Below are 11,870 nucleotides of genomic sequence, written 5' to 3'. Positions count from 1 at the left end.
ATACCTCAGTCCACGGCCGTCTTGCGGGCTTCGGACACCAGGTCCTCGGCCTCGTGGCTGGCAATCAGCATCTCGCGTTCCCCTCGCAGGATCGCCACGAAGCCCTGCACCGCGCGCAGCGCCAGCAGCGCCAGTCCGGCCGGCAGCATGATATAGGCAATCCAGCGCTGCACCCGGTCCTGAAGGCCGAATGTCTCCTGCATCCAGAGCGGATATTTCAGGTCGTCGAGGCCGGTGCCTCTGTCGAACATGAAGGTCCAGTAGCCGATCGCGCCGGTCTGCCGCCAGTTGGTCGACACGTCGACGCCCAGCAGCGCCAGCCACCCGGCATAAAGCAGCACGAAGGCATAGAGGAAGACGCAGGAAGCTGCCACCAAAGCTGTCAATCGGAAGAGGCTCGCCGGCAGCAAACGCACGAACGCGTCGACGCCCAGATGCACGCCGTGTTTGATGCCGTAGCTCATGCCGAACAGGATCATCCACGCGAACATGACGCGCGTGAACTCCAGCGCCCCGCTCCAGCCGGTGTTGAAACCGTAGCGCGCGATCACCTGGGTGAAGGAAACGACGGTGATGATCGCAAGCAGCGTGGCGAGGATGTTCTCCTCGAGCCGGTTCACCAGATTCGGGTACCGCCGCTCGGCGGCGAACACGATGACCACCAGCGCCAGCAGCGCGAGCGTCGGCCACAGAAGCTCCACGTAATCCTCCCCTCTGAAGGGCCGGCGCGGTTATCGTTATATATTGCGTCCGGCCATGGTCGGCGCGCCCGCGGACGGGCGCGCCATGGTCATTTCTGTCAGGAACCGGACGAGACAGCCGCGTCGATCACGTCCTTGCCGATATCGGCCTCGAACTGTTCCCACACCGGCTTCATGGTCGAAACCCACTCTGCGCGCTGTTCCGGCGTCAGCTCGCGGATTTCACCGCCAGCATCCACGATGTTCTGGCGGCAGGCGCCTTCCTTGTTGGCCACATCGGCATTGGCAGCCAGCGTCACCTCGTCGGCAATCTTCACGAACTGGTCGCGTACTTCGGGCTCCAGGCCCTGCAGCCATTCGGTCGAGGTCACGAGCAGATAGGCCAGCACCTGGTGGTTGGTCTCGGTGATACCATCCTGCACCTCGAAGAACTTCTGGGTGTAGATGTTGCACCACGAGTTTTCCTGGCCGTCGACGACGCCGGTCTGCAGCGCGCCATAGACTTCCTTGAAGGCCAACTTCTGTGCCGATCCGCCGATCGCCTGGATCATCGCGTCGGCGACGTCGGACGTCTGGATGCGGAACTTAAGGCCGTTTGCGTCGGAAGGCACCAGCAGCGGCTTGTTGGCCGAAAACTGCTTGAGGCCGGAGAGCCAGTAGCCGAGGCCTGTATAGCCTTCGTCTTCCATGACGGTGAGCAGCCCCTTGCCCGTATCGGACTGGTTGAAGCCGCTGACCGCATCGAGGCTGGAGAACAGGAACGGCAGGTCGAAGACGCGGTATTTGAGCGTGTAGGCCTCGAACTTCGACAGCGACGGCGCGGCGATCTGCACATCGCCGAGCAACAGGGCTTCCATCACCTTGTCGTCGTCGTAGAGCGTCGTGTTCGGATAGACCTCCATGCAGGCCGTTCCGTTCATCTCCTCATTCACGCGCTGCGCGAAAAGCACCGCAGCCTCGCCCTTGGGGTGGCCCTTCTCTGCCACCACGTGGCTGAATTTGATGACCATTTCGCCGTCATCGCAATTGGCCAACGCGCCGGACGCGCCAAAAGCCGACATGCCGGCGGCCACGGTTGCGACGGCGAACATTTTCCAGTGCATGTTCATGCAGGTACCTCCCGGAGTGTTTTTATGGTTGCCGGGCAATACTTGCCGATTTCCCGGCAAGGCACAATGCGCAATCAGGGCGGTTCGAATCGCTCAGCCCGTGGGAAATTCCCCGGAAGTGGTGCGGGCGCCGGGGATCGAACCCGGATGACCGAAGTCGAGGGATTTTAAGTCCCTTGCGTCTACCAGTTCCGCCACGCCCGCACACCGGTGCTTTTCCAGCGTTCGGGTCAATTCGTCAACGGCACTGTTGCGACCTGTAACCCCTGCTGCCGCGTGCTGCAGGAAAACGAACCGGGAGGCGCATCGCGCCTCCCGGAGGAATCCAGAGCATTTTGCAGCCAGCCGGAATCGTCTGGCTTCGCACAAATGCGGCTAGGAAAACGAAACTGAAGCAACTGAGCTGCGCTCGTCAGCGCGCGCTGCTCTAGTTGGCGGTCTGCACCTGCCATGCGCAGATGCCGAGATGCTCGCCGTCACCAACATCGGCGTCAGCGACGAGCTTGCTCTCACCGTCCCTGCAGACCACCGTGTAGCCGTCATACCCCGCCATGTCGGCGAGAATCTGGTCCCAGTGACGATACTGCACCGTGTGCCCCTCATCCGGATATACGGTCGCCTTGGCGACGTTCGGGAACGCGGCCTGCCACTGTTCCATCTGTTCCACGGTCACGGACTGATCCGCAGCGCCGTAATACAGATAGACCGGCGCCTCCACTGCGGAAACGTCGACCACCGCGTTGTCTCCACACACCAGCGCGTATTCGTGAGCCAGCGCCGTTGCATCGCCAAGCTGGCCTGCGACATAGAAGGAGCGGGTCGCATCGGCATAGGCCGTCGTCTGCCACCCGGGGATTACCAGCACCGGCGATCCTGGCACGCCCCACCAGTCCTTCGGCTTCTCGCTGTAGGCGCTCAATCGCTCCTTCCATTCCTCGGCGCTGCGCGAGCAATCGGGCTCGGTGCGGGTCGGCAGCGTTCTGGAAATCGCAGCACCCGCATGCAGGGAAAGGATACGATCCGGTGCGGCCGCCGCCAGATGCGCAGCATAGGCCCCGCCCCCGGAGATCGCCATCACCGCAAACTTGTCGATGTCGAGGTGGTCCAGAACCGCGAGAACCTCATTCACATAATCGCCGTAGCCCAGATCGGGATCGAATTCGGACTCGCCGAAACCATTCCGCTCCACCGAAATGACGCGCAGGCCCAGTTCCTGGCGCATGGTGCGGGCGAACTCGGTAAGCTGGAATGCCTCGAGGCTGGTGCCCTGCCCTCCGATGAAGACAACGGCACGGTCATCGCTGTCGCCTTCATCGATATAGTAGGAGGTGCGGTCGTCCTTTGTCAGCGCGTGTACCTCGGCACCGATATGATCGAAATCGCTCTGGAGCTTCAGCGAAGCGGGATCTCCCGCCGTCATCTCGAGTTCGCTGGAAATGGCCGGCATCGTGCTGGCGATACCATATGCAGCCACCGCAAAAGCGCTCAGTTTCTTCATGGAAGTCCCTCTCCTCGAAATATCGATGCGTCCAGCGCACCCTTCGGCGCGTTACCCGCCCCCTTGATGGGCTGGCAATATAGAGCGGGCAGCACCGCCCCTGCGTGTCATATTCCGAAGGAGATTATACGTTTTCCGTAATAGTGCCGAAATTACAGCCCTCGCATCGACGAATGCGGATCCTGTGCCCTGGCCCGCGGCGCGCGGACTGACGGTGGTCGGCACAAGTTGAACGATCAAGCGACGAAAGCGCGTCCGGCAATGCGGCGGATGAAGGCGACGACCTGTGCGGTGATCGCATATTGCGGCATATGGCCGATGCCGTTCACGATCTCCAGGTCGAGCCCGGCGACCTTGCCCTGCATTGCCAGCCCCTGCCGTTCGTAGTTGAGCACCCTGTCCTCGGCGCCGAACAGGATGCCGACCGGCAAGGCGATCTCGCCATAGCGCGTCTGCTGGCGCGGCAGGTCGTGGTGAAGTGCCACGAGATCGGTGGCGGTCGCATAGAAATGCCCTGGCCGCAGCCCGACCATCGCGCCACCGGCAATCGCGTAGTCTTCCGGCGGCTGCTGTGGCCCGAACACAAACTCCAGCGTCTTCGGGGCGTTCTTGACGGCCAGTGGCAGCGCCACGGTGTTTGCTATGATGCGCCGGCGCAACGGCGACGTGATCGCCAGCGATCTGAACTCCGCCGGCGGCTCTTCCTCGTGATGCGTCAGCGGCGCAATCAGCGCGAGCCCGGAAATCGTGGCCGGATAGTCGAGTGCCACGGCAAGCGCGATGGCGCCGCCCAGCGAATGCCCGACGAGCAGCGGCTTCTCCAGCCCCAGCGTCTCTATGAAGCGCACCGTCTGGCGGGCCTGCTCTGCAAGCCTGCCGTCCAGCCCCTCCCCGCGTGTCGAATAGCCCGAACCCGGCCGGTCGATGGCGATCAGCCGGTAGCCTTCGCCGAACTCTTCCATCAGCGGCCGCCGCAGGTGGTGCAGCGTGCCGCCAAGGCCGTGGATCATCAGGATCGGCCTTCCCTCGCCGCTCTCGACATAATGGATGCGGTTGCCGTCGACCGTGACGAACGATCCGTTGGCGGGCACGGCACGTTCCGCATTGCGCGCCAGGCGACGCGTGATCCAGAAGAAATAGGCAGCGACCATGACGACGGCTGCAAGGATGGCGATGACGATGCCGGCGATGGCTGAGAACATGGGAAGAGAGCACTCTCGGGGACTGTGAACTGGCGCACCCAGTCTAACCCTGGTCACCTCGATGGCAATCGGGATTGCCGCACGGCGCGCGCGGCGCTATGCCTGCCGCCAGTCTGTGAAGGAACGCTCCATGGCCGAAATCATAACCGCCGCGATGATCGTCATCGGCGACGAGATCCTCTCCGGTCGCACCAAGGACCGCAATATCGGCCATCTGGCGGACGTCATGAGCGCCATCGGCATCGACCTGAAGGAGGTGCGCATCGTCGCGGACGAGGAAGACGAAATCGTCGCCGCCGTCAACGCGCTGCGTGCCCGCTACACCTACGTGTTCACCACCGGCGGCATCGGCCCCACCCACGACGACATCACCGCCGATTCCGTGTCGAAGGCCTTCGGCGTTCCTTGCGAATATGACGACCGCGCCTACGCCATGCTCGAAGCGCACTACGCCACGCGCGGCATCGAGTTCACCGAGGCCCGCAAGCGCATGGCACGCATGCCGCGCGGGGCCGACCACATCGACAATCCCGTTTCGCTGGCGCCGGGCTTCCGCATCGGCAACGTCCATGTGATGGCCGGCGTGCCGGCGATCTTCCAGGCCATGCTCGACAATGTCGTGCCGACGCTGAAGACCGGACAGAAATTGTTGTCGGCGGCTATCCATTGCCCGTTCGGCGAAGGCGTCATCGGCGGCCCGCTGGGCGAGATCCAGAAGGCGCATCCGGAGACGATCATCGGTTCCTATCCCAAATATCTCGATGGAGCGTTCTGGACCGAGCTTGTCGTGCGCGCGCGAACCCAGGAAGCGCTCGATGCCGCGGCCGCCGAGGTGCGCGCCATGGTCGAGGCGCTCGGCCCGGCGAAGCCCTGACCGCGGGTCAGATCGCCTTGCACAGCCGCAAGAGGCTCACGAGGTGCAGGAAGGGCGAGCCGCATCCCCATGCGAAATAACGCGGAATCGTCCGCCCGTAGAGCCGGCGCCGCTGCTCCGCATGTCCCTGCACGTTGAACACCCGCCGGTTCACCGCCGCTGACCGGTATAGCTGCCCCATCGCCCAGCGGAACGCAGCACTCTCGGGAAAGCCACTCGGGCGCGGATCGGCAAACGGCGCCAGGCTCAGCAGCACCACCTTGCGCCCCTCCCGCTTGAAGATCTCCACCGCATGCTTAGTGATGCCGATCTCGGCATGCGGGGTCACCCCCGGCAGCCGCCGCTTGAAGACCGCCACATAGCCAATGACCTTGCCGCCGCTGAACACCGGGTCGAAATAGAGCAACGAAACCGGCGTGCCCTCCGGCGACAGCAGCAGGAAGCGGCGCATCAGCGGATCCGGCGTCGCCGGAAACGGCCGGTTCATGAACGCCATTTCTCGCCGGTGCACGATGCGGCTGCAGCGCCACTGCGCCGACAGGGCCGCGACGGCCGCCGCCGCTCCGGGCAACTCGTCTTCTTCGACGATGCTGTAGCCGTTCCGCCTCAACCAGTGCGCCGCGTAGCGCGCCTTTTCCTTCTTCGGGCCCGAAAAATCGTACCAGTCGAGATCGAGCGCCGTGTCGAAACCGATCCGCGTGACGCGATAGCCACTGTCGGCCAGGATCGCCGCGGTTTCGTGGGAAATCTCCGCGAAACACGGCCGGCCGGCCTGCTCGATGAAGCGGTCTATCAGTTCGGGCCAGTGGTCCCGCTCGGCCACGGGGTCGCCGAGCGCGATCCGCGAACCCATCTTGGCGCCATAGGCGATATAGCCGTGCCCGTCGCCGAAATGGCGCAGACCCTCCTGCACCGCCGTCGAATAGGCCTGCGAGAAATCGCCATGGCGCTGCACCAGCGCAAGGCGCGCGGCCTTGTCGGGGCCAGCCGCTTCGAGCGGCGCGGCCCGCGCGTCCATCATCGCGTCGAACGCGAGGCGAAGGCTCCTCATCTGCCGTTCCCCCACTCGCGCGCCGTCCCACACGCGAGTCGGATCATGTCGCCACAACATAGCCGGTCGCGCAAGGGCTGCCCCTTTCGCCGGCACGACAGGAGCACTATTCTTCTAGGGGAAAGTTGCGACGCGGCGTCTCCTGCGGTTTGATCCCGCGCAAGGCGGAACCGGAACCTGCGGCGCAGATTGTCTCCATGACGGTGCAGCCGCCTGCCCGCCACAACGCTTCGGAGGCCGACATGACCTACAAGACCATCCTCGCAGTGCTGCAATCCAAGGCCGATGCCGGCCGCGTGCTCGATTGCGCGCTTCCTCTCGCCGACCGCTTCTCCGCGCACCTGATCGGCGTCCACGCCGAGGCCATTCCGGTTCCCTACGTCACGCCGATGGGCTTTCCTGATACCGATTTCATAGCCGCCAGCGCCGAGCAGAACCAGCAGCGCAGCGAAGAAATCAAGACGCTGTTCGACACCCGCGCCGGCCGCGAAGGCGTTTCGTTCGAGTGGCAGGCGATGGAGAACGTGTCGGGCGACAGTGCGGTAAGCGCGCTCGTTGCCGCGCGCGCCAGCGACCTCATCATCGTGCAGCAGGCCGACCCGGACGGTAATTCCGGTTCGCATGCCAATGTTGAGACCCTGCTGTTCGAGAGCGGCCGCCCGGTCCTGTTCGTGCCTTATGCCGTCTCCGTGAACTGCGCTTTCAAGAAAGTGCTGGTCGCCTGGAACGGCACCCAGCAGGCCGCCCGCGCAACCTTCGACGCCCTACCCTTCATCAAGCAGGCCGATGAGACTGAAATCCTCTTGCTCGACGCAACGGATTCTGCACAGCAGGATGGCGCCATGGCCGGCGTCGACATCGCTGCGGCCCTTGCGCGCCATGGCGCCAACGTCACTTTCGCCAGCCAGGCGTCAGGCGGTGTGGGCGCAGGCGAGGCGATCGAGAACCGCATCGCCGAGACAGGCGCGGAATTGCTGGTGATGGGTGCCTACAGCCAGTCCTGGCTGAAGGAATTCTTCTTCGGCGGAGCGACCCGCACGTTGCTTGAGTCGATGCCGGTCGCCACGCTGATGTCCCGCTAGGGCATGTCTCCCGAAAGGAGGTATCGGTTTCGGGATCAAGACATGCACAAAAACAAGAACCTGAAGCGCGTCGCATGAGTCCGTATGGACGCGACACGCGCCAGGGCCTTCTCGGCAAACTTGAGCGGCGGGGCGCCTGTCGAAGCGCCCGCCGCTCCAGTTCTATTTCTTCTGGTTGCCCGCAAACGCAGCCGTCACCCCGAGCCCGATGAAGACGACGCCGCTGACGTAGCGCTCGGCCTTCAGATAGCCCGGGCTCTGCTTGAGCCAGTTGCCGATGGACCCCGCGGCAAGCGCATAGCAGCCATCGGTCACCATGCCGATCAGCGTGAACAGCAGGCCGAGCACGGCAATCTGCATGCCGACATGGCCGCGTTCCACCTCGACGAATTGCGGCAGGAAGGCGAGGAAGAACAGCGCCGTCTTGGGGTTGAGCAGGTTGACGATGAACCCTTCCCGGAAGAGCCGCAGGTTGTCGCGCTCGGGAAGCGTGCCGTTCTCGCTGCCTACGGCCTCCGCGCGTCCGAAAATCTTGCGCAGGCCGATCCAGATCAGATAGGCCGCACCGGCATATTTGACGATGCTGAAGGCGAGCGCCGACGAGGCCAGGATTGCCGACAGGCCGATCGTCGCGGCAAACACATGCACCAGTGTCGCTGTGTGTATGCCGAGGATCGAGACGATGCCGGCCATCCGCCCCTGCTCTACAGAGCGCGCGAAGATGAACAGCACTGCCGGCCCCGGTACGATCAGCAGCACCAGTGCGGCAGTGAAGAACAGGCCGAGATTGGCGGCCCCAGGCATTACGATTTCCATGGCGGGTCCCTCGAAAGATCAGGCACGCAGCAAGCCCCACATTCAAAGGCGCTGTCAATTACGCTTTTGCGTCTGTTGTCGAAGCCAGAGATCCCTTGCCAAGGGCGCGGCTTTCCGGCTAATCCCGGGTGCATTCCACGCGAGCCGGAGTGCGTTCATGTCCCTTCCCGAAAAGGCCTTTCCCGTCTCCTGGGACCAGTTTCACCGCGACGCGCGCGCGCTTGCCTGGCGGCTGGCCGGCGTTAATGGCGAATGGAAGGCCATCGTGTGCATCACCAGGGGCGGCCTGGTGCCGGCGGCGGTGATTTCGCGCGAGCTCGGCGTTCGCCTGATCGAGACGGTCTGCATCGCCTCGTACCATGATTACACCGAGCAGGGCGAACTGAGGGTTCTCAAGGAAATCACCCCTTCTCTGCTGGAAAACGAGGGCGCGGGCGTCCTCATCGTCGACGATCTGACGGATACCGGCAAGACCGCCGCGATCGTGCGTGCGATGATGCCAAAGGCGCATTTCGCCGCCATCTACGCCAAGCCCAAGGGCCGGCCGATGATCGACACCTTCGTCACCGAGGTCTCGCAGGATACGTGGATCTATTTCCCTTGGGATATGGGCTTCACTTATCAGAAGCCGATCGCGGAAAATCCCCGCGCCTGAGCGAAATCCTTCCGAACCTTGCGCGAAACTTGCCGTGGCGACCCGAGTGGCCGCGGCAGATCAATTTTTTTGTGATCTCTTCATATTTTCTCCTTCATTTCTATATAATTGCGAGCGATATTTTTGAGGCGGCAAACGAATCTCTTGGGGGTTTCGGTTGATGATCATCAGCCACGGCACACGCAAGCAGTTGACGGAGAGCATTCGCCGCTTCTTCGGCGGCATGCCGTGTCGTGTGCAGGTGGCGGCCCTTCCGTGGCGCCGGACCGAGGACGGCCGTTTCGAGGTCATGCTGGTTACGAGCCGCGGCACCGGCCGGTGGGTTCTGCCCAAGGGCTGGCCGGAGAAGCGCGAGGAGCCCCAGGACGCTGCCGCGCGCGAAGCCGCCGAGGAGGCAGGCGTTTCCGGCGCGATCTCTCGCCATGAGGTCGGCCGCTTCTATTATGGCAAGATGCTGCCGTCCGGCATGGAATGGCGCTGCGAGGTGCACGTCTTCCCGCTGGAAGTCGATCAGGTGGCCGACAAATGGCCGGAGCGCAAGAAGCGCACCCGCCGCTGGTTCCGGCCACAGGATGCCGCGAGACTCGTTCAGGAAAAGGATCTGGGCGAACTGATTGCGGATTTCGGCGTTAATCCACGAAAATCTGCCGCCTGACGGCGCATCGCGCGATACGGCGCTTGTGATGCACCACATCGTTGCCTAAGCGATCGGGGGAACGCACATGACCGTCGGCAGGCGGCCATGGCCGAGCCTTGGGAACGATTATGAGCAACAGCATCGCTGAAGCGCGCAAGGAAACGCTCGACAAGGATCTCGACAAGCTTGTGCATGTCGAGGAAGCCACGAGCTTCGTTGCCCGTGGCCTCGTCGCGCCCGGCCTTGGCCTGCTATTTCTGGCGCTGACCGCGATCGTCGCCTCCTTTTTCGTCATCGGCGAGCCGCGCGGCGTCATCATTATCGCTGCGGCGGCCATCGGCGGCTACATGGCGCTCAACATCGGCGCCAACGATGTTGCCAACAACGTCGCCCCGGCCGTCGGCGCGAAGGCCCTCAGCCTGGGCGGCGCGCTTGCCATCGCCGTGGTTTTCGAAAGTGCGGGCGCGCTGATTGCGGGCGGCGACGTGGTCGGCACGATTGCCGGCGGCATCGTCAATCCGGCCGCCATCGGCGATCCGGCCGTCTTCATTCGCCTGATGATGGCCGCCCTCATCTCGTCTGCGCTGTGGATTAATCTGGCAACCTGGATCGGCGCCCCGGTTTCCACGACCCACTCGGTGGTCGGCGGTGTGGTCGGCGCGGGCATCGCGGCTGCGGGCGTTGCGTCCGTTAACTTTCCTATGCTGGGCAACATCGTGTTGAGCTGGCTCGTCTCCCCGGTGCTTGGCGGCGTGATCGCCGCCGCCTTTCTGGCCTTCATCAAGACGACGATCATCTACCAGGACGACAAGATCGCCGCCGCACGGCGCTGGGTACCTTTGCTCATTGCGGTGATGGCCGGTGCGTTTGCGGCCTATCTCGCTACCAAGGGGCTTCGGCGCGTCATCAGCTTGTCGGGCCTGCATATCGCATTGCTTGGCCTTGCGAGTTTCGCGCTGACCTGGGCGGTGTTCAACATCACTGTGCGCCGTCAGTCGGAGACAATGGAGAACCGCAACCAGTCGCTACGCAAGCTGTTTTATGTCCCGCTGATCTGCTCCGCGGCACTTTTGTCCTTCGCTCACGGCGCCAACGATGTCGCCAATGCCGTCGGTCCGCTGGCTGCTATCGTGCACGCGGTCGAGGACAATGAATTCGGGTTCGCCGTCTCGATCCCGTTCTGGGTGATGCTGATCGGTGCCGCCGGCATCTCCTTCGGTCTCGTGCTGTTCGGTCCCAAGCTCATCCGCATGGTCGGCGACCAGATCACCAAGCTGAACCCCATGCGCGCCTTCTGCGTGGCCTTGTCGGCGGCGCTGACCGTCATCGTCGCCTCGTGGTTCGGCCTGCCGGTCAGCTCCACCCATATCGCCGTCGGCGCGGTCTTCGGTGTTGGCTTCTTCCGCGAATGGTACACCGCCAACTCGAAACGCCGCCGTGCCTACATGGAACGCAAGGCGGAGCGGCATCGTGCCGAGCGCAATGGCCGGGTCGACGAATCGGCCGGCCTCGACGAGCAGGAATCCGACACCGCCGACGATCTCGAGGATACCGGCCCGCCCGTCTCCCGCGAAGAGATCAATCGCCGTCGCCTGGTGCGCCGTGCCCACGTCACCACCATCGTGACGGCTTGGGTCACGACCGTACCCGCTGCCGCACTTCTGGCGGCGGGCATCTTCCTGATTCTCGACGTCATCGCCTGATCCGGCGATCCGCAACCTCGGCCCTGGGGAAAAATCCCTTGCCGTAACGGCATGTGGAGTGGCCAAAATGCCGCTGAAGCGCGCGGCAGCGGTGCTACGGGACGGCAAGCCGGCAAATCGCTTCTCCCCGCTATCCACATTCTCCCACACAAGATGTAGGGGTCATAAAACTTACAGAAACGAGTTCTTGACGGCACGGTGCGAGTCGCTTTTTATGGGCCATGCGCTCCTGTTGAGGGCGCGGCCGGAAAGTTTCGAGCCTGGCCGTTTTTTCCAGATTTGTTCCTGTTTTCGAGGGTTCGGCCGTTGTCGCGGCGGTCGGCCGACGCGCGGTTCACGCGCTGTCGGAACAGCGACGCAGTGCGCCGTGCCGCCAGTGGTTAAATCTTCTGTTAACGCTATATTTAGTGTTTGCACCCACTCTCGGCACTAGATAATGTGAATTGTCGGGAACGTGTTTCACCGACATGAATCACAGTCAGGCGTCAGGAGACGGGGCCCGCCAAGGGGCGTTCGAAGGTTGGGGAAGCCGTTCGCGGCAT

11 protein-coding genes and 1 tRNA gene are annotated in these 11,870 nt (G+C 63.4%); 5 read left to right on the top strand and 7 right to left on the bottom strand.

Annotation, left to right across the window (positions count from 1 at the left end; translation table 11 throughout):
• Window positions 1–5: 5 nt before the first annotated feature.
• The 5 genes from ACVJNE_RS15505 to ACVJNE_RS15485 all read right to left on the bottom strand — a co-directional run bounded on the left by ACVJNE_RS15505 (window position 6) and on the right by ACVJNE_RS15485 (window position 4,510).
• On the bottom strand, window positions 6–701 hold the full coding sequence (locus tag ACVJNE_RS15505) for a TRAP transporter small permease (protein WP_499566959.1): 696 nt from the start codon (window positions 699–701) through the stop codon (window positions 6–8).
• A 98-nt stretch (window positions 702–799) separates the two neighbouring features.
• Window positions 800–1,762: a DctP family TRAP transporter solute-binding subunit gene (locus ACVJNE_RS15500; protein WP_499567001.1), complete on the bottom strand. Its 963-nt coding sequence runs from the start codon at window positions 1,760–1,762 to the stop codon at window positions 800–802.
• 167 nt (window positions 1,763–1,929) lie between these two features.
• A tRNA-Leu gene (locus tag ACVJNE_RS15495) sits at window positions 1,930–2,014 on the bottom strand.
• 223 nt (window positions 2,015–2,237) lie between these two features.
• Entirely contained in the window at window positions 2,238–3,308 is a 1,071-nt protein-coding gene (locus ACVJNE_RS15490; RefSeq protein WP_499566957.1) for an alpha/beta fold hydrolase, read from the bottom strand.
• A gap of 236 nt (window positions 3,309–3,544) precedes the next feature.
• Window positions 3,545–4,510: an alpha/beta fold hydrolase gene (locus ACVJNE_RS15485; RefSeq protein WP_499566955.1), complete on the bottom strand. Its 966-nt coding sequence runs from the start codon at window positions 4,508–4,510 to the stop codon at window positions 3,545–3,547.
• 130 nt (window positions 4,511–4,640) lie between these two features.
• Here ACVJNE_RS15485 and ACVJNE_RS15480 point away from each other — a divergent pair, with 130 nt between their 5' ends.
• Entirely contained in the window at window positions 4,641–5,384 is a 744-nt protein-coding gene (locus ACVJNE_RS15480; RefSeq protein ID WP_499566953.1) for a competence/damage-inducible protein A, read from the top strand.
• Between the two features lie 7 nt (window positions 5,385–5,391).
• On the opposite strand, the gene ACVJNE_RS15475 is transcribed toward ACVJNE_RS15480, so the two are convergent.
• Window positions 5,392–6,435: a DUF2156 domain-containing protein gene (locus tag ACVJNE_RS15475; RefSeq protein ID WP_499566951.1), complete on the bottom strand. Its 1,044-nt coding sequence runs from the start codon at window positions 6,433–6,435 to the stop codon at window positions 5,392–5,394.
• A gap of 242 nt (window positions 6,436–6,677) precedes the next feature.
• Here ACVJNE_RS15475 and ACVJNE_RS15470 point away from each other — a divergent pair, with 242 nt between their 5' ends.
• The gene (locus tag ACVJNE_RS15470) at window positions 6,678–7,517 is read left to right on the top strand and encodes a universal stress protein (RefSeq protein WP_444725594.1); all 840 of its coding nucleotides are present in this window, start codon (window positions 6,678–6,680) and stop codon (window positions 7,515–7,517) included.
• 162 nt (window positions 7,518–7,679) lie between these two features.
• Here ACVJNE_RS15470 and ACVJNE_RS15465 read toward each other — a convergent pair whose 3' ends face one another.
• On the bottom strand, window positions 7,680–8,321 hold the full coding sequence (locus ACVJNE_RS15465; protein ID WP_499566949.1) for a LysE family translocator: 642 nt from the start codon (window positions 8,319–8,321) through the stop codon (window positions 7,680–7,682).
• A gap of 169 nt (window positions 8,322–8,490) precedes the next feature.
• Here ACVJNE_RS15465 and gpt point away from each other — a divergent pair, with 169 nt between their 5' ends.
• From gpt to ACVJNE_RS15450, 3 genes are all read left to right on the top strand, one after another.
• Window positions 8,491–8,988: a xanthine phosphoribosyltransferase gene (gene gpt / locus ACVJNE_RS15460; protein WP_499566948.1), complete on the top strand. Its 498-nt coding sequence runs from the start codon at window positions 8,491–8,493 to the stop codon at window positions 8,986–8,988.
• A 160-nt stretch (window positions 8,989–9,148) separates the two neighbouring features.
• Entirely contained in the window at window positions 9,149–9,643 is a 495-nt protein-coding gene (locus ACVJNE_RS15455; RefSeq protein WP_499566946.1) for an NUDIX hydrolase, read from the top strand.
• A gap of 110 nt (window positions 9,644–9,753) precedes the next feature.
• Complete coding sequence (locus ACVJNE_RS15450) at window positions 9,754–11,328, top strand: inorganic phosphate transporter (RefSeq protein ID WP_499566944.1); 1,575 nt, start codon at window positions 9,754–9,756, stop codon at window positions 11,326–11,328.
• Window positions 11,329–11,870 lie beyond the last annotated feature (542 nt).

The organism is Mesorhizobium sp. DxT, assembly GCF_058448885.1.
This window is presented reverse-complemented; position numbering and strand designations above follow the sequence as displayed.